This is a genomic window from Ottowia sp., assembly GCF_047601385.1.
Lineage (GTDB): Bacteria > Pseudomonadota > Gammaproteobacteria > Burkholderiales > Burkholderiaceae_C > Ottowia.
In genome coordinates this window covers 1,284,678-1,301,394 of sequence record NZ_JASGJP010000001.1, presented here as the reverse complement: position 1 = coordinate 1,301,394, position 16,717 = coordinate 1,284,678, and the positions used below count along the sequence as shown (strand labels likewise).

At 69.8% G+C, this 16,717-nt stretch carries 14 protein-coding genes and 2 riboswitches; of the genes, 3 read left to right on the top strand and 11 right to left on the bottom strand.

What is annotated here, in order from left to right; genetic code table 11:
* Positions 1-19 precede the first annotated feature (19 nt).
* Together QM772_RS06280 and QM772_RS06275 are read right to left on the bottom strand one after the other, a co-directional pair.
* Positions 20-1,978, bottom strand: a complete 1,959-nt coding sequence (locus tag QM772_RS06280) for a GMC family oxidoreductase N-terminal domain-containing protein (protein WP_415134637.1) — start codon at positions 1,976-1,978, stop codon at positions 20-22.
* A gap of 19 nt (positions 1,979-1,997) precedes the next feature.
* A complete protein-coding gene (locus tag QM772_RS06275; RefSeq protein ID WP_415134635.1) occupies positions 1,998-2,840 on the bottom strand; it encodes a TauD/TfdA dioxygenase family protein in 843 nt (280 codons plus the stop codon).
* A 106-nt stretch (positions 2,841-2,946) separates the two neighbouring features.
* Here QM772_RS06275 and QM772_RS06270 point away from each other — a divergent pair, with 106 nt between their 5' ends.
* Positions 2,947-3,864 (top strand): LysR family transcriptional regulator, encoded by a 918-nt coding sequence (locus tag QM772_RS06270; protein ID WP_415134633.1) that lies wholly within the window; start codon positions 2,947-2,949, stop codon positions 3,862-3,864.
* Positions 3,865-3,920: 56 nt separating this feature from the next.
* Here the strand turns inward: QM772_RS06270 and QM772_RS06265 are convergent, their stop codons facing one another.
* From QM772_RS06265 to QM772_RS06230, 8 genes are all read right to left on the bottom strand, one after another.
* Positions 3,921-4,415, bottom strand: coding sequence for a GNAT family N-acetyltransferase (locus QM772_RS06265; protein WP_415134631.1), 495 nt, complete (start codon positions 4,413-4,415; stop codon positions 3,921-3,923).
* Positions 4,412-7,303 carry an aminomethyl-transferring glycine dehydrogenase gene (gene gcvP / locus QM772_RS06260; RefSeq protein ID WP_415134629.1) on the bottom strand — a complete coding sequence of 964 codons (2,892 nt, stop codon included), beginning with the start codon at positions 7,301-7,303 and terminating at the stop codon, positions 4,412-4,414. Before gcvP ends, QM772_RS06265 begins: the two co-directional genes overlap by 4 nt.
* A 7-nt stretch (positions 7,304-7,310) precedes the next feature.
* Entirely contained in the window at positions 7,311-7,676 is a 366-nt protein-coding gene (gene gcvH / locus QM772_RS06255; protein WP_415134627.1) for a glycine cleavage system protein GcvH, read from the bottom strand.
* A 56-nt stretch (positions 7,677-7,732) separates the two neighbouring features.
* The gene (gene gcvT, locus QM772_RS06250) at positions 7,733-8,860 is read right to left on the bottom strand and encodes a glycine cleavage system aminomethyltransferase GcvT (protein ID WP_415134625.1); all 1,128 of its coding nucleotides are present in this window, start codon (positions 8,858-8,860) and stop codon (positions 7,733-7,735) included.
* A gap of 51 nt (positions 8,861-8,911) precedes the next feature.
* Positions 8,912-9,013, bottom strand: a riboswitch (glycine riboswitch).
* Between the two features lie 15 nt (positions 9,014-9,028).
* Positions 9,029-9,116: riboswitch (glycine riboswitch) on the bottom strand.
* 11 nt (positions 9,117-9,127) lie between these two features.
* Positions 9,128-10,420: a TRAP transporter large permease gene (locus tag QM772_RS06245; protein WP_415139493.1), complete on the bottom strand. Its 1,293-nt coding sequence runs from the start codon at positions 10,418-10,420 to the stop codon at positions 9,128-9,130.
* Positions 10,421-10,437: 17 nt separating this feature from the next.
* The gene (locus tag QM772_RS06240; RefSeq protein ID WP_415134623.1) at positions 10,438-10,950 is read right to left on the bottom strand and encodes a TRAP transporter small permease; all 513 of its coding nucleotides are present in this window, start codon (positions 10,948-10,950) and stop codon (positions 10,438-10,440) included.
* An 87-nt stretch (positions 10,951-11,037) separates the two neighbouring features.
* Positions 11,038-12,012: a TRAP transporter substrate-binding protein gene (locus QM772_RS06235; protein ID WP_415134621.1), complete on the bottom strand. Its 975-nt coding sequence runs from the start codon at positions 12,010-12,012 to the stop codon at positions 11,038-11,040.
* Between the two features lie 223 nt (positions 12,013-12,235).
* Entirely contained in the window at positions 12,236-13,936 is a 1,701-nt protein-coding gene (locus QM772_RS06230) for an electron transfer flavoprotein-ubiquinone oxidoreductase (protein WP_415134619.1), read from the bottom strand.
* 153 nt (positions 13,937-14,089) lie between these two features.
* Between QM772_RS06230 and QM772_RS06225 the strand changes: the two genes are divergently transcribed.
* Positions 14,090-14,872 carry an SDR family oxidoreductase gene (locus QM772_RS06225; protein ID WP_415134617.1) on the top strand — a complete coding sequence of 261 codons (783 nt, stop codon included), beginning with the start codon at positions 14,090-14,092 and terminating at the stop codon, positions 14,870-14,872.
* A gap of 57 nt (positions 14,873-14,929) precedes the next feature.
* Positions 14,930-15,349 carry an acyl-CoA thioesterase gene (locus QM772_RS06220; protein WP_415134615.1) on the top strand — a complete coding sequence of 140 codons (420 nt, stop codon included), beginning with the start codon at positions 14,930-14,932 and terminating at the stop codon, positions 15,347-15,349.
* Between the two features lie 6 nt (positions 15,350-15,355).
* Here the strand turns inward: QM772_RS06220 and QM772_RS06215 are convergent, their stop codons facing one another.
* On the bottom strand, positions 15,356-16,693 hold the full coding sequence (locus QM772_RS06215; RefSeq protein ID WP_415134613.1) for a sensor histidine kinase: 1,338 nt from the start codon (positions 16,691-16,693) through the stop codon (positions 15,356-15,358).
* Positions 16,694-16,717: the final 24 nt, after the last annotated feature.

Sequence of the window (16,717 nt, the reverse complement as noted above, 5' to 3'; positions counted from 1 at the left end):
AGGGGAGAGGGGAGAAAGATCAGCGGCCGGCGGCGGCAATCACCGCCTCGGCCGTGCGGTGGGCCAGCGCCATGACCGAAAGCATGGGGTTGGTGCCGCTTGAGGTGGGGAAGGCGCTGGCATCGCCGATCCACACGCCGGGCGTGTCGTGCAGCTCGCCCTGCGGGTTGGCCACGCTGGTGGCCGGATCCCTGCCCATGCGGCAGGTGCCCATCTGGTGCGCGCTGAACAGGCTGAAGCCGCCGAAGCGCAGCGGGATGTTCTTCAGGCGCGCGATGTAGGCGTCCAGGTCGTCGCCCCAGCGCCAGGCGGGCGCGCCGGCGGCCAGCCCGATGATCTGGAGCGCGCCGGCCGCATGGTGCATGCGCACCTGCGCTTCCACACCCTTGTGCAGGTTGGCGATGTCGATCGGGTCGGTGACCGCGTAGGTCGGCACCGCCTCGCCGCTGGCGTCGAGGGTGATGCGGCCGTGGCCGTGGTCGCGCGTCAGGCCGATGGTGCTGGCGCCGTTGGCCATCTGGCTCATGGTCTCCTTGTGCGCCGCAGCCGTGGTGAAGGGCAGCAGCGCTGCCGAGGTGCCGATGGAGTAGTGCGGCGCCTCGATGAGGAAGCCATAGCCGTGCTCGGGGTGCTCGAACTCGTCGATCGCGGCCGTCATCGGCGCGCCCCACCAGGCGCGCTGGTCTTCGGTGTACAGCGCGGTGACGGCCGTGCAGGGGTGCAGCCGCAGGTACTGGCCCACCGCCGGGCCGCCGATGCCGGAGCGCAGCAGCAGTGCCGGCGATTCGAGCGAGCCGCCGGCCACCACCACCTGCGGCGCGCGCACGGTGATCTTCGCCGTGGCGCCCGTGACCGGGTCGCGGTAGGTGGCTTCCACGCCGGCCGCGCGGCCGCCTTCGACCAGCACCTTGTCGGCGCGGCAGCGCACCAGGATGTCGGCGCCGGCGTCGAAGGCGTCCTGAAGGTAAGTCTTCATGGTGCCGAGCTTGGAGCCCGAGGGGTCGCCGAAGCCCATGTAGCCGGCGCAGTCCGTGTCGTACGTGGCGCGGTCGGCGTTGCGCGACAGGCGCCCGGACGACCAGCCGAGCCGCCCGGCGCCGTCCATGATGCGCTGGTTGGGGCCGTTGAAGTCGGAGCACTGATCGTTGACGCCGATGCGCGCGCTGACGGCGTCGAGGTGGCGGTCGAACTCCGGGCCGTCCACGCCCTCCAGGCCGTGCTCGCGCGCCCATTCGTCGCGCACCCAGTCGCGCGTGCGCAGGCAGTTGCTCCAGTTGACGGTGCTGCCGCCGCCCAGCGTGGTGCCCGCCATCAGCGAGATGTTGAGGTCGGCCGCCGGCGTGGGGCCGCCGCGCCAGTACATGTTCTGGTAGGCCCAGAGTTCGAGCTGGTTGAAGTCGGCTTCGTCGAAGTAGCCGCCCGCCTCCAGCACCACCACCTTGCGCCCGGCCGCCGCCAGCTTGCCGGCGATCACGCCGCCGCCCGAGCCCGAGCCGACCACCACCACGTCGGCGTTCAGGGTCTGCCCGTCCTGGGGCACCAGCGGCCGGATCGGCTTGGGCGCCTGCGACGGCGCGCGCACCGGGCCGGGGTAGCCGAACTGGCGCCAGAACGGGTTCTGCCCCGTGGCGTCGGGCAGGCCGTAGGCCATCAGGCGCACCAGGCCGCCCAGCGAGCCGATGCCGAAGGCCGCCTCGGGCCCCAGCAGCGCCGTGCGCGACAGGATCTGCTCGCGCGACAGCTGCGAGGCGCCCACGATGCCCTGCGCCACCAGGCCGTCCACCAGGCCCAGCAGGCCGTCGCGCGAGGCGGCGGGCATGGCGGCCAGCGCGGCGGCGATGGCCTGGTCGGTGCCCACGTCGGTCGCCTTGCGCGCCCAGAAGCCCGTGGGGTCGTCGGCGCGCGCGATGGCGGGCACCACGGTGTCGCAGATCGCGCGCAGGCCGGCGCGGCGCGCGTCGTTCATCCATTCGGTCATGCGGGAGTCCTCCTGTGCGTTACTGGAAGGTGCGGTCCGCCACCGTGATGCGGTGCAGCAGCCGGGCGTGGCCGTCGTAGCCGCCGCTGGCGGCGTGGTTGACGCAGCGGTTGTCCCACATCAGCAGCGTGCCCTGCGACCAGCGGTGGCTGTACTCGAACTCCTTGCGGTTCTGGTGCGCGAACAGCGCGTGCAGGATGGGCGTGGCCTCCTCGGTGCTCATGCCCTCGATGCCGACGGTGTAGCCCATGCTGACGAACAGGGCCGTGCGCCCGGTCTCGGGGTGCACGCGGCCGATGGGGTGCGCGTACTGCGCGTGCAGCGCGTCGTCCGAGTAGCGGATCTTCATCGAGCGGCCCTTGTCCTTCTCGCCGTAGGCACCGTCGCGCGCGTAGGCGCGGCCGGCGGAATGGATGGCGCGCCGGCCCTCCACCTGGGTCTTCAGGCCGGCGGGCAGGGTCTCCCAGGCCGCATACAAGTCGGTGAACCGCGTGTCGCCGCCCACGGGCGGGATGACGTTGCCGTACAGCACCGTGGCGGCCGGCGGCTGCGCCATGAAGCTCCAGTCGGAGTGCCAGACCTCGGCGAAGATGGGCGTCTTCTCGTCCGCCTCGCGGCGCACCTGGGCGACGTGGGGGTGGCCGGGGATGGCCTCGAAGAAGGGGTCGGAGCCGAAGGGGCCGACGGTGAGGGCGAAGCGCTCGATGTCCTCGACGGACAGGTCCTGGTCGACGAAGGCGACGACCTGGTGCTTGAGCCAGTGCCGGCGAATCCCGGCGACCTGCGCGCCGGTGAGCGGGCGGCTCAGATCGACGCCCCGGATGAGCGCGCCGCACGGCGCGTCCTGCGGTTGAACCTGCATGTCCATCATGTCTCCTTGGGTTGTGGTTATGGGTAGCGCTATTGGCCTGGCAGTCTATGAATGCCATCATCCTCAGGCCAATGGATATTCGTGATGAGCTTTATTTATGAAACAGAATTTGCAGCACATCGACCTGAACCTGCTGCGCGTGTTCGACACGCTGATGCAGGAGCGCAACCTGTCGCGCGCGGCCGAGCGGCTGCACAAGAGCCAGCCGGCCGTGAGCAACGCGCTGGGCCGCCTGCGCGAGCAGCTGGGGCAGCCGCTGTTCCACCGCACGGCCAAGGGGCTCGACCCCACGCCCGAGGCGCTGGCGCTGCACAAGCGCGTGCGGCAGGCCCTGCACACGCTGCAGTTCGGCATCGACGGCGCGCAGGAGCCGTTCGATACGGGCTCCGAGCGCATCTTCCGGCTGTCGATGAACGACGACGCGCAACTGCGCCTGCTGCCCGCCCTGATGGCCCAGCTGCGGCAACTGGCGCCGCACGTGGCGCTGCAGGTGCTGCCCGACGATGGCGCCCTGCTGCTCCAGCGCCTGGCCAGCGGCGAGCTGGACCTGGCCATCGACTACCTGCATTTCGACGACCGCGATCTGCTCTACCAGCCGATCGCCGAGGAGTCCCTGGCCGTCATCGGCCGCGCCGGGCACCCGGCGTTCGCCGGCGGCATGGACCAGGCGGCCTACCTGGCGGCGCGGCACGTCTCGATCCTGCCCCGCGCGGGGCGCGGCAGCCCGCTGGAGATCGTGCTGGGCTCGGCCAAGGTGCGGCGCAACGTGCAGTTGCAGGTGCCGCACTACCTGGCCATCCCGGCCCTGGTCGCCAGCACCGACCTGCTGGGCACCATCCCCCGGCAGCTGGCCCGGCACTTCGCGCCGGGCTACGGCCTGCAGGTGGCCGAGTTTCCGTTCGACGTGCCTCCGATCCAGGTCAGCCTGATCGGGCACCGCAAGCAGGAGCACTCGGCCGGCCTGCGGTGGCTGAAGGAGCAGATCCTGCGGGTTTCAGGTAAAAAAGGCCTCTAGCGCTTGTGCAGCAAGCGCTGGAAGCTATGATAAGAATAGCAATCGGACAGGAGCGCTCAGAGCCACTTCTGCATCAGCAGCGCCTGGCCCTCGCGCGGGTCGAGCGCGTAGGGGGCGAAGCCGAAGCGTTCGTAGCTGCGCAGCGCGCGCTGGTTGCCGCTGAGCACTTCCAGCGTGAGCTTGCAGCAGCCGCGCTCGCGGGCGTGGGCTTCGCACGCCTCCATCAGCGCCTGGCCGACGCCGCGGCCGCGGTGCGCGGCATCGACCACGAGGTCGTGCAGGTTCAGCAGCGGCCGCGCCTTGAAGGTCGAATAGCTCTCGAAGCAGTTGGCGAGGCCCACCGGCGCGTCACCCCGCCAGGCGATGAAGCTGGCGGCGCTGGGCAGGCGCGCCAGGTCGTCGCACAGGCGCGCCTGCACCTCGGCGGCCAGCGGCGCGCCGCCGCCCATGGGGTCGAGGGCGTAGGCGTTCAGCAGCCGGACCAGGGCGGCGCGGTCGCGCGCGTCGCGGAAGTCGGCGCGTCGCACCTGCACCGTGGGCGCCTCGGTCATGCCAGGTCTTCTACCGGCACGCAGCTACAGAACAGGTTGCGGTCGCCGTACACGTTGTCCACGCGGCCGACGGGGGGCCAGTACTTCACGCCGCCCTGCGCGCGCTGGGCCAGCACGCCGCCCACCTCGCGCGGGTAGGGGTGGGGCCAGTCGGCCTTCATCAGGCTGGCGGCGGTGTGCGGGGCGTTCTTCAGCGGGTTGTCGTCCTGCGGCCATTCGCCGCGCTCCACGCGGCGGATCTCCTCGCGGATGGCGATCATGGCGTCGATGAAGCGGTCCAGCTCGGCCAGGTCCTCGCTCTCGGTGGGCTCCACCATCAGCGTGTTGGCGACGGGGAAGCTGAGCGTGGGCGCGTGGAAGCCGTAGTCGGCCAGGCGCTTGGCCACGTCTTCGGCCATCACGCCGCTGCCGTCCTTGAGCTGGCGCAGGTCCAGGATGCACTCGTGCGCGACGTGGCCGTTGGCGGAGGCGTAGAGCGTGGGGTAGTGGTCCTTCAGGCGCTTGCTGATGTAGTTGGCGCTGAGGATGGCGGCCTCGGTGGCGTGCTTCAGGCCCTCGGCGCCCATCATGCGGATGTACATCCACGAGATGGGCAATACGGCCGCATTCCCGTAGGGCGCTGCGCTCACGGCGCCGATGGCGCGCTCGTCGCCCGCCGTCGCGTGGCCCGGCAGGTAGGGCACCAGGTCTTCGACGACGCACACCGGCCCCACGCCCGGCCCGCCGCCGCCGTGCGGGATGCAGAAGGTCTTGTGCAGGTTGAGGTGGCTCACGTCGCCGCCGAACTCGCCCGGCGCGGCCACGCCGACCAGAGCGTTGAGGTTGGCGCCATCGACATAGACGCGGCCGCCGTGCTGGTGCACCAGCGCGCACAGTTCCTTCACCTGGGTCTCGAACACGCCGTGCGTGCTGGGGTAGGTGATCATCACGCAGGCCAGCCGCTCGCGGTGCTGTGCGCACTTGGCGCGCAGGTCGTCCATATCGACGTTGCCGTTCTCGTCGCATCGGGTGACCACCACCTGCATGCCCGCCATCTGCGCGCTGGCGGGGTTGGTGCCGTGCGCGCTGCTGGGGATCAGGCACACGTCGCGCTGCGGCTGGCCCTGCGCGGCGTGCCAGGCGCGGATGGCCAGCAGGCCGGCGTATTCGCCCTGGCTGCCGGCGTTGGGTTGCAGGCTGACGCCCGCGTAGCCGGTGATGGCGGCGAGCCAGCGGCAGAGCTGCTCGTTCAGCAGCGCGTAGCCTTTCAATTGATCGGCTGGCGCGAAGGGGTGCACGTGGGCGAACTCGGGCCAGGTGATGGGGATCATCTCGCTGGTGGCGTTCAGCTTCATGGTGCAACTGCCCAGCGGGATCATGCTGCGGTCCAGCGCCAGGTCCTTGTCGCTCAAGCTGCGGATGTAGCGCAGCATGCCGGTCTCGCTGTGGTGCGTGTTGAACACCGGGTGCGTGAGGTAGGCGCTGGTGCGGCGCAGTTCGGGCGGGATCAGGTCGGGCGCACTTTGCTCCAGCGCGTCGAAGTCGGGCAGCGGCTTGCCTTCTCCGGCGAAGATGCGCCACAGCAGCGCCACGTCGGCGCGGGTGCTGGTCTCGTCAAGCGAGGCGCACAGGTAGACATCCCAGGCTTTTCGCAGGTTGGCGCCCATCTGGACTGCGCGGGCAGCTATGGTATCGGTAGCATCGTCGGTCTTGATGCTGATGGTGTCGAAGGCCGAGCCGTGGTGCGTGGCGGTGAAGCCCAGTTGCTTCAGGCCGGCCGTGAGGATGGCGGTGAGGCGCGCCACGCGTCGGGCGATGCGCGCCAGGCCCTCGGGGCCGTGGTAAACGGCGTACATGCTGGCCACCACCGCTGGCAGCACCTGCGCGGTGCAGATGTTGCTGGTGGCCTTCTCGCGCCGGATGTGCTGCTCGCGCGTTTGCAGCGCCAGGCGGTAGGCGGGGGCGCCGTGCGCGTCCACGCTGACGCCCACCAGGCGGCCGGGCAGGCTGCGCTTGTAGGCGTCGCGGCAGGCCATGTAGGCGGCGTGCGGGCCGCCGGCGCCCATCGGCATGCCGAAGCGCTGCGTGCTGCCGACGACGATGTCGGCGCCCATCTCGCCTGGGGTCTTGAGCAGGGTGAGGGCCAGCAGGTCGGCGGCGAAGATGGCGGCCGCGCCCTTGGCGTGGATCTTGGCCACCTCGCCGCTCCAGTCCATCAGCCAGCCGCTGCTGGCGGGGTATTGGATCAGGGCGGCGAAGTAGTCGTCGGCCGCGATGGCGGCGTCCCATTCGGCGGCCGAGTTGGCCAGCTTCACCGCCAGGCCCAGCGGCGCGGCGCGCGTGCGCATGACTTCGATGGTCTGCGGATGCGCGTCGCCGCTGACCACGATGACGCTGCCCTGGGCCTTGACCGAGCGGCGCGCCAGCGTCATGGCCTCGGCGGCGGCGGTGGCCTCGTCCAGCATGGAGGCGTTGGCGATGTCCATGCCCGTCAGGTCGGTCACCATGGTCTGGAAGTTGACCAGCGCCTCCATGCGGCCCTGGCTGATCTCGGCCTGGTAGGGCGTGTAGGCGGTGTACCAGGCCGGGTTCTCCAGGATGTTGCGCAGGATCACGCCCGGCGTGTGCGTGCCGTGGTAGCCCTGGCCGATGAAGCTCTTCAGCAACTGGTTGCGGCCGGCGATGGCCTTCAGCTCGGCCAGCGCCTCGGCCTCGCTGGCGGGCGGCGGCAGGTCCATGGGCGCGGCACGGGCGATGCTGCGCGGCACGATGGAGTCGATCAGCGCCTGGCGCGAGGCCTCGCCGACGACCGAGAGCATGTGCTGCTCGTCGGCAGCCGTCAGGCCGATGTGGCGGGCGGTGAATTCGGCGTGGTTCTCCAGCTCGGTCAGGTCGGGTGCGGGGCGCATGGGTGGCTCAGCCCGTGAACGCCTTGTAGGCCGCCTCGTCCATCAGCGCCGCCACTTCGTCCGGGGCGGACAGCCGCACCCTGAAGAACCAGCCGGCGCCCATCGGGTCGCTGTTGGCCAGGGCCGGGTCGGCGCGCAGGGCCTCGTTGACCTCGGTGACCTCGCCGCTGACGGGCATGTACACGTCGGCGGCGGCCTTCACGGATTCGACGACGCCGGCCACGTCCTTCTGCGCGTAGGTCTTGCCCACCTCGGGCAGGTCGACGAACACCACGTCGCCCAGCGCGTCCTGCGCGTGCCCGGTGATGCCGACGGTGGCGACGTCGCCCTCGACTTGAACCCATTCGTGGTCTTCGGTGTACTTGATGGTCATAAATTGCTCCTGAAAAATGAGCTGCTCGCGGTTGATGGACGGGCGCTGGAGGCCGATTAGCCTCTGAAATACCGGGGTGGCACGAACGGCATCGCCGACACCACCATCGGCACCGGCTTGCCGCGCACGATGGCGAAGACCTCGGTGCCGAGCGCGGCGTAGTCCGGCTCGACGCAGGCCATGGCGATGGGCTGGTCGAGGCTGGGGGCCAGCAGGCCGCTGGTGACGCGGCCGATGGCCTGGCCGTCGAGGTTCTGAAGCGGCGCGGGCTCGCGCACCGGCACGCGCTCCCTGGCGATCAGGCCGACGCGCTTGCGCTTGGGCGCTTCCGTGCCGTCCAGTTGCGCCAGCACCTTGTCGGCACCCGGGAAGCCGCCGGCGCGCTCGCCGCCGCTGCGGCGCACCTTCTGCATCGCCCAGTTCAGCGCGGCCTCGGGCGGCGTGGTCGTGGCGTCGATGTCGTTGCCGTACAGGCACAGGCCGGCTTCCAGCCGCAGCGAGTTGCGCGCGCCCAGGCCGACGGGCCGGACCTCGGGTTGCGCGAGCAGGGCGCGGGCGAGGCTTTCAGCGCGCGCACCGTCGATCGAAATCTCGAAACCGTCCTCGCCCGTGTAGCCGCTGCGGGTGACATACAGGTTTGCGCCTTGCCAGTCGAAGGCGCCGCCGGTCATGAAGACCAGCTTCTCCACGCCCGGCACCAGGCGCTGGAGCGCGGCGGCGGCCTGCGGGCCTTGGCAAGCGAGCAGCGCGCGCTCGGGCAGCGGAGCGACCTGGCAGCGGCCGCCGATGCGCGCCTGCATGTGGGCGATGTCGCCCGCCTTGCAGGCGCCGTTGACGATGACAAAGAGGTGATCGCCACGGTTGACGAACATCAGGTCGTCGATGATGCCGCCCTCGTCGTTCAGCAGCAGGCCATAGCGCTGCTTGTCCAGCCCCAGGCCGATCACGTCCACGGGCATCAGCGTCTCGAAGGCCGCAGCGGCGTCGGGGCCGACGAGCCGGAGCTGGCCCATGTGCGACACGTCGAACAGCCCGGCGGCCGCGCGCGTGTGCTTGTGCTCCGCCATCAGCCCGGCGGGGTACTGCACCGGCATGCTGTAGCCGGCGAAGGGCACCATGCGCGCGCCCAGTTCCAGGTGCAGCGCGTGCAGCGGGGTTTTCAGCAGATCGGCGGGCTCGGACATGGCATGTTTTCTCGGGCAAGGTGGTCACGCACCGGCCCCGAGGGGCCGTGGGCTTGCCCGGCTGTCCGCTTTACCTGAGAGATTCACGCGGGCGATGCCGCGCTTGCTCCTTCGGTGGAAGGCGTTGGGCCTTCTCTCTCCAGCAGGGGAACGCCCCGTCGCCGGGGCGCTTGCCAGTCCTTTTGCCTGAGCGTTCCGGCGGGTGCCTGCGCCTTCGGCGGCGCTGCCGCGCAGCGCTCTCTCCTGACGGCCGCCAGTATATCGGGCCTACTTGAAGCCCAGCGCGCGCGGCAGCCAGGTGGAAAGCGGCGGGATGAAGGTCAGCAGCACCAGCACCGCGCCGTGCGCCCACAGGAAGGGCACCAGCTCGCGCACCAGCGCCGTCATCGGCACCTTCGAGACGTTGCAGGTCACGAACAGCAGCCCGCCCACCGGCGGCGTGATCATGCCCAGCGTGAGGTTGACGATGACGATCATCGCGAAGTGCACCGGGTCCACGCCCAGCTTGACGGCCACCGGCGCGAGGATCGGCGCCAGCACCATCACGCCCGGCAGCGGCTCGATGAAGATGCCGAACAGCAGCAGGAAGATGTTCACCACGATCAGGAACATCCACGGCGTGAGGTTCATGCCGACCAGCCACTCGGCCAGCTGCTGCGGGATGCCCTCGATGGTCAGCACCCAGGCGAAGGAGGCCGAGAGGCCGATGATGATCAGCACCGAGGCCGACAGCAGCGCCGAGCGGGCCAGGATGTCGGGCAGCGCCTTCCAGGCCAGCGTGCGGTAGACGAACTTGCCGCACACCAGCGCGTAGAACACGGCCACCACCGAGGCTTCGGTCGGCGTGAACCAGCCGGCGCGCATGCCGCCCAGGATGACCACCGGCAGCAGGATGGCGGGCAGCGCCTTCCAGGTCGTCAGCAGGATCTCGCGCAGCGGGGGCAGCTGGCCGTCGCCCTTGTAGTTGCGCTTTTTCGAGACGCGGTAGTTGACCACGCACATCGCCACCGCGATCAGGATGCCGGGGATGATGCCGGCCACGAAGAGCTGGCCCACCGACACCGTCTCGTCCTGAAGCGCGTAGATGATCATGATGATCGAGGGCGGGATGATCGGCCCCACGATGGCGGTGGAGGCGGTGAGCGCCGCGGCGTACGAGCGGTCGTAGCCCGCCTTGTCCATCATGCGGATCAGCATGGCGCCCGGGCCCGCCGCGTCGGCCAGCGCCGAGCCGGAGATGCCCGAGAAGAAGGTCAGCGAGACCACGTTGGTGTAGCCCAGCCCGCCGCGCTTGTGCCCCACGAACTGGCCGGCGAAGCGCAGCAGCACCTCGGTGAGCGAGCCGCCGCTCATCAGCTCGGCCGCCAGGATGAAGAAGGGCACCGCCATCAGCGGGAAGGAGTCGATGCCGGTGAAGGTCTCCTTCAGCAGCACCATCAGCGGGTAGTTCTCGGCCAGGATCAGCGTGGTGGCGGTGGCCAGCCCCAGCGCGAAGGCCACCGGCACGCCGATGGCCAGGTACACGCAGGCGGAGACGATCAGCAGGAAGCTCGGGTCCATCATGGCCGCGCGCTTCTCTACAGGGATGCCGCCGCGTCGGCGTCGAAGTGCGCATCGGAGGCGAACTCGCGCCGCAGCACGTAGCCCTTGACGATCAGCAGGAGGTGCACGATCAGCAGCACGCCGCCGATCGCCATGGCGCTGTAGATGTAGGCGAACGGAATCTGCGTGACCGCCGTGAGCTGGAACAGGGTGCGCTGCATGTAGAGCCAGCCGTACCACACCATGAAGCCGAAGAAGGCGAACAGCAGCGCCGCCACCACGGCCCGCATGGCGATGCCGCCGGCGCGCGGCAGGGCATCCTGCAGGTTCTCCACCGCGATGTGGCCGCCGTAGCGCAGCACCGGCCCGGCGCCCAGGAAGGTCAGCCAGATCATCATGTGGCGCGACACCTCCTCGGCCCATTCGAGCGATTCGTGGGTGGTGTAGCGCATCGCCACGTTGGTGAAGATGATGACCGACATGGCGGCCAGCAGCAGGATCAGCGCCCAGCGGTTGACGGCGAGGAAGATGCGCTCGAAGGCTTGCACGGTGTTGTACTCGGCGTGTGCGGGGAAAAAACGAACCGCCCGGCGCCAGCGCTGGCGGGCCGGGCGGTTCCGCGAGGAGCGGAGGGCTTACTTCACGTCCTGGATCTTCCTGATGTTGTCGGCGCCGAACTCCTTGGCGTAGCCCTCGTAGGCGGTCTTCAGCGCGGCCTGGAAGGCGGGCTTGTCCACGTTCTCGACCACCGTCATGCCCTGCGACCTGAGCGTGGCGACGCCGCTGGCCTCGTCCTCGTTGACCTTCTTGCGCTGCGCCGCGCCGGCCTTCCTGGCGGCTTCGGTGAAGACCTTCTTGTCGGCGTCGGAGAGCTTGCCCCACACCTTGGGCGACAGCAGCAGCAGCGCCGGCGAGTACACGTGGCCGGTCAGCGACAGGTGCTTCTGCACCTGCGAGAACTTGGCGGCCAGGATCACCGGGATCGGGTTCTCCTGTCCGTCCACCGTGCCCTGCTGCAGCGCGCCGAACAGCTCCGGGAAGGCCATCGGCGTGGGCAGGATGCCGAAGGCGCGGTAGCCGTCCATGTGCACCTTGTTCTCCATGGTGCGCATCTTCAGGCCCTTGGCGTCCTCGGGCTTGACGATGTCGCGCTTGCTGTTGGTCATGTGGCGGAAGCCGTTCTCCGTCCAGGCCAGGGCGACGATGCCCTTGCTCGGGAACTTGGCCAGGATGTCCTGGCCGATGGGGCCGTCCATCACCTTGCGCGCATGGTCGTAGTCGCGGAACAGGAAGGGGATGTCCACGATCTTGACCTCGGGCACGAAGTTGCCCACGGGGCCGGTGGAGGTGTTCACCAGGTCCTGCGTGCCGAGCTGCACCGCCTCGATCTGCTCGCGTTCGCCGCCCAGCGCCGAGTTGGGGAAGTGCTGGCACTTGTAGCGCCCCTGGGTGCCTTTCTCGACCTCGTCGCAGAACACCTTGGAGCCGACGCCGTAGTGCGATTCGGGCGAGGTGGCGTAGCCGATCTTGAGCGTGGTGGTCTGGGCCTGCGCGCCGGCGGCGAGACCGAAGGCCATCGACAGGCCCAGGGCCAGGGAATATGGTTTCATGGGTGTCTCCCGAGGAATGGAATGGGCCGCCCGAGCGGGCCGCGCCGAACAGGGCGGCCCCGAGCGTGCGCCATTATCGGCGCGCCGCGCGCGCGCCGATGCCGGGGTTTTCGCGGAGCAGCGGCCGGCCCGCGAGAACCCGCGGGCTGGCAGTGGAAATCAAGCCAAATCGGCCCTCAGCGCTTGCTGGATGTGCGCTGGAAGCTATCTATTAAATAGCAAATCACATGCCTGAATAGTTCGGCCCGCCGCCGCCCTCGGGCGTGACCCAGACGATGTTCTGCGTCGGGTCCTTGATGTCGCAGGTCTTGCAGTGCACGCAGTTCTGGGCGTTGATCTGCAGGCGCTGGGCGTTGCCGCCGGCCGCCTCGTCGGGCACGAACTCATAGACCCCGGCCGGGCAGTAGCGGCTCTCGGGGCCGGCGTACTGCGGCAGGTTGATGCGCGTGGGAACGGTGGGGTCCTTCAGCGTCAGGTGCGCCGGCTGGTTCTCTTCATGGTTGGTGTTGCTGATGAACACCGAGCTGAGGCGGTCGAACGTGAGCTTGCCGTCGGGCTTGGGGTAGGCGATGGGCTTGCACTCGCTGGCCGGCTTCAGCTGCGCGTGGTCGGGCTTGGCGCGGTGCAGCGTCCAGGGGATGTGGCCGCGCAGCACGAACTGCTCGAAGCCGTTCATCAGCGTGCCCACGCTGAGGCCTCGCTTGAACCAGTTCTTGAAGTTGCGGTCCTTGTTCAGCTCGGCGGCCAGCCAGCTCTGCTCGAACGCCTCGGGGTAGGCGGCCAGCTCGTCGTGCTGGCGGCCGGCGACCACGGCGTCGTAGGCGGCCTCGGCGGCCAGCATGCCGGTCTTGAGGGCGGCGTGGCTGCCCTTGATGCGGCTGACGTTCAGGTAGCCGGCGTCGCAGCCGGCCAGCGCGCCGCCGGGGAACACCGTCTTGGGCAGCGCCAGGATGCCGCCGGCGGTGATGGCGCGCGCGCCGTAGGACAGGCGCTTGGCGTTGACGTTGCCGGCGTCGTCGGTGAAGTACCACTTGACGCGCGGGTGCGTCTTCCAGCGCTGGAATTCCTCGAACGGGCTGATGTGGGGGTTGTCGTAGTTCAGGCCGGTGACGTAGCCGCAGTAGACCTTGTTGCCCTCGGCGTGGTAGAGGAAGGCGCCGCCGTAGGTGTGCTCGTCCATCGGCCAGCCGGCGGTGTGCATCACGAAGCCGGGCGTGTGGCGGCTGGGATCGATCTCCCACAGCTCCTTGATGCCGATGGCATAGCTCTGCGGGTCGCTGTGCTCGTCGAGCTTGAAGCGCGCGATGAGCTGCTTGCCCAGGTGCCCGCGCGCGCCTTCGCAGAACAGCGTGTACTTGCCGTGCAGTTCCATCCCGAGCTGGAAGTTCTCGGTCGGCTCGCCGTCCTTGCCGATGCCCATGTTGCCGGTGGCCACGCCCTTGACGGAGCCGTCCTCGTTGTAGAGCACCTCGGCGGCCGGGAAGCCGGGGAAGATCTCCACGCCCAGCTCCTCGGCCTGGGTGGCCAGCCAGCGCACCACGTTGCCCAGGCTGACGATGTAGTTGCCGTGGTTGTGCGCGAAGGGCGGCAGCAGCAGGTTGGGCACGCGGGTGCCGCCGGTCTCGCTGAGGAAGACGTAGGCGTCGTCGGTCACCGGCTGGTGCAGCGGGGCGCCTTTTTCCTTCCAGTCGGGGATCAGCTCGGTCAGCGCCTTCGGGTCCATCACGGCGCCGGAGAGGATGTGCGCGCCGGGCTCGGAGCCCTTTTCCAGCACCACGACGGAGACGTCCGTCCCCTTCCCGGCGGCCAGCTGCTTGAGCCGGATCGCCGCCGCCAGGCCCGCGGGCCCCGCGCCGACGATGACCACGTCGTACTCCATCGACTCGCGCGGGCCGAACTGCTGGATGATTTCCTCGGGGGTCATGGGACGCGGCTCCTGGTGTTTTGAAATAATGACCGGGTTTTGCCCGCGCGTGCCGCGCGGCCGGCCGGCCCGGTGCGTGCGTGATTTTATGCACGGGTTCCGCGCGCCGGCCCCGGGTTTGTCAGGTACGCGCCTCATCCAAGGAAGAAAACCATGAGCTACAGCATCGATCTTTCCGGCCGTGTGGCCTTCGTCACCGGCGCCTCCAGCGGCCTGGGCGCGCAGTTCGCGCGCACGCTGGCACGCGCCGGCGCCGGCGTGGTGCTGGCCAGCCGCCGCGTCGAGAAGCTGAAGGAGCTGCGCGCCCGCATCGAGGGCGAGGGCGGCGACGCCCACGTGGTCGAGTGCGACGTGACCGACGTGCCCTCCATCAAGGCCGCCGTGGCGCACGCCGAGACGGAGATGGGCTCGATCGACATCCTGGTCAACAACTCCGGCGTGTCCACCACCCAGCGCATCCAGGACGTGAGCGAGGCCGACTACGACTTCATCTTCGACACCAACGTGCGCGGCGCCTTCTTCGTGGCGCAGGAGGTGGGCAAGCGCATGCTCGCGCGCGCCCAGGGCGCGGCGCCGGGCAGCTTCACGGGCGGGCGCATCATCAACATCGCCAGCATGGCGGGGCTGAAGGTGCTGCCGCAGATCGGCACCTACTGCATGAGCAAGGCCGCCGTGGTGCAGATGACCAAGGCGATGGCGCTGGAGTGGGGGCGCTTCGGCATCACCGTCAACGCCATCTGCCCGGGCTACATCGACACCGAGATCAACCACCACCATTGGCAGACCGAGGCCGGCCAGAAGCTCGTCGCCATGCTGCCGCGCAAGCGCGTGGGCGAGCCGAAGGACCTGGACCCGGTGCTGCTGATGCTGGCCAGCGACCAGAGCCACTTCGTCAACGGCGCGGTCATTGCGGCGGACGATGGGTTCGCACTGTAATCGGCCTCCAGCGCCCGTCCAGAAAGCGCCGGCAGCTCCTGAAACAGTAGCTAATAGATGAAGATCGAGCTCCCCGAGGCCAGGAAGCTCGTGCACGAGACGCGCGTGCCCATCCGCTGGGGCGACATGGACGCCATGGGCCACGTCAACAACGCCAACTACTTCCGCTACATGGAGACGGCGCGCATCGAGTGGTTCGACGCCATGGGCTTCGCGCCCGACCCGGCCGGCCAGGGGCCGGTGATCGCCAACGCCTTCTGCAACTTCATTCGCCAGCTCGAATACCCGGGCGAGGTGCTGATCAAGGTCTACGTCAGCGACCCGGCGCGCACCACCTTCGAGACCTGGCTGACGATGGAGCGCGCGGACCAGCCCGGCGTGGTCTCGGCCACGGGCGGCGCCACCGTGATCTGGGTGGACTTCCCGCGCCAGAAGGCGGTGCCGCTGCCCGACTGGGTGCGGGCGCTGGTGGCCTGACGCGGGTCAGGCCACGGCGGGCATCAGCGCCAGTCGCGACTCGAAACCGCATTCCCCGTCCGACAGCGGCGAGGTCAGCGCCAGCCGCGCGCCGTGCTTCTCGGCGATGGTGGCCACGATCGACAGGCCCAGCCCGTAGCCGGTGCGCTCGGCGCTCTGGCGCACGTGGCGCTGCTGGAGGGTTTGCAGGCGCTCGGGCGCCACGCCGGGGCCGTGGTCGCGCACGACCAGCCGGCAGCCGGGGCCGACGATCAGCTCCACCGGGCTGTCGCCCGTGTAGTGCAGCGCGTTTTCCACCAGGTTGCGCAGCGCGATGGCCAGCGCGTCGAAGTCGCCCAGGGCCACGGGCGCGGGGCCGCTGTGCAGGGCCACCAGGTTCAGCCGGTCGGCGGCGCGCTCGTCCTGCCAGAACTCCTGCGCCACCGTGGCGGCCAGGCGGCCCAGGTCCACCGGCGCGCGCGCGAGCGGGGCGCTGGACTCGGCGCGCGAGAGTTGGAGCAGCTTCTCGGCGCGGTGGCTCAGGGTCTGCATCGCGGCCACGGCGGCTTGCACGTCCGCGCGGTGCAGGCCGTGCTCCAGCGCGGTTTGCAGCCGCAGGCGGGCGGTGGACAGCGGGGTGCGCAGCTCGTGCGCGGCGTTGGCGGCCAGCGCGTGCTCCACGTCCAGCGCCTGGTTCAGGCGCTGCATCAGCAGGTTCACGTCTTCGCCCACGGCCCGCAGTTCGGCCGGCAGGCCCACCAGCGCCAGGGGGCGCAGGTCGCCGCCGCCGCGCTCGCTGATCTGCCGCTGCAGCCGCTCCAGCACTTTCAGCTCGCGCGTGGCGACCCCGGGCAGGGCCCAGGCCAGCACCGCGAGCGCGATGACGGCGGCCACCAGCAGCACCAGCAGCGTCTCGCGCCACTCGCCGTTGCGCTCGGACAGCGGGTCGGCCAGCAGGAAGAAAAACGCCTGCCGGGGATGTCGCACCACATGTACGCGCCACTCCCGGGTGTTGTGGAAGCCGGGCACCAGCGGCACGGCCATCGCCTGCGCGGGCGCCTGGCGCGAGCGCAGCAGCAGACTGCCCCGCGCATCCACGAGCTGGTAGACCAGCGGCGCGTTGGAGAACAGCGGCTCGTCGGCGATCATCGGCAGCGGTGCGGGGGCACCGGGCGCGGCGCGCTGGAGTTGGAACATGGCCACGTCGAACATGCGGTGCGCGTTCTCGGCCAGCTCGACGTCGAAGTTCTCCTCGATTTCGTGGTTCAGGTAGAAGGCGACGGCGAGCACGCACAGCACCCACACCAGAGCCAGCCGCAGCATCAGCGCGCGCGCCAGCCGGTGCGCCAGGGTGGGGGCGGTCATCGGACTGCCCTCCGTCCTGCGGAC

What these genes read in the sequence shown, in the direction of transcription:
- QM772_RS06280 (WP_415134637.1), bottom strand. Translation starts at nt 1,978, where the DNA reads ATGACCGAATGGATGAACGACGCGCGCCGCGCCGGCCTGCGCGCGATC.
- QM772_RS06275 (WP_415134635.1), bottom strand. Translation starts at nt 2,840, where the DNA reads ATGCAGGTTCAACCGCAGGACGCGCCGTGCGGCGCGCTCATCCGGGGC.
- QM772_RS06270 (WP_415134633.1), top strand. Translation starts at nt 2,947, where the DNA reads ATGAAACAGAATTTGCAGCACATCGACCTGAACCTGCTGCGCGTGTTC.
- QM772_RS06265 (WP_415134631.1), bottom strand. Translation starts at nt 4,415, where the DNA reads ATGACCGAGGCGCCCACGGTGCAGGTGCGACGCGCCGACTTCCGCGAC.
- gcvP (WP_415134629.1), bottom strand. Translation starts at nt 7,303, where the DNA reads ATGCGCCCCGCACCCGACCTGACCGAGCTGGAGAACCACGCCGAATTC.
- gcvH (WP_415134627.1), bottom strand. Translation starts at nt 7,676, where the DNA reads ATGACCATCAAGTACACCGAAGACCACGAATGGGTTCAAGTCGAGGGC.
- gcvT (WP_415134625.1), bottom strand. Translation starts at nt 8,860, where the DNA reads ATGTCCGAGCCCGCCGATCTGCTGAAAACCCCGCTGCACGCGCTGCAC.
- QM772_RS06245 (WP_415139493.1), bottom strand. Translation starts at nt 10,420, where the DNA reads ATGGACCCGAGCTTCCTGCTGATCGTCTCCGCCTGCGTGTACCTGGCC.
- QM772_RS06235 (WP_415134621.1), bottom strand. Translation starts at nt 12,012, where the DNA reads ATGAAACCATATTCCCTGGCCCTGGGCCTGTCGATGGCCTTCGGTCTC.
- QM772_RS06230 (WP_415134619.1), bottom strand. Translation starts at nt 13,936, where the DNA reads ATGACCCCCGAGGAAATCATCCAGCAGTTCGGCCCGCGCGAGTCGATG.
- QM772_RS06225 (WP_415134617.1), top strand. Translation starts at nt 14,090, where the DNA reads ATGAGCTACAGCATCGATCTTTCCGGCCGTGTGGCCTTCGTCACCGGC.
- QM772_RS06220 (WP_415134615.1), top strand. Translation starts at nt 14,930, where the DNA reads ATGAAGATCGAGCTCCCCGAGGCCAGGAAGCTCGTGCACGAGACGCGC.
- QM772_RS06215 (WP_415134613.1), bottom strand. Translation starts at nt 16,693, where the DNA reads ATGACCGCCCCCACCCTGGCGCACCGGCTGGCGCGCGCGCTGATGCTG.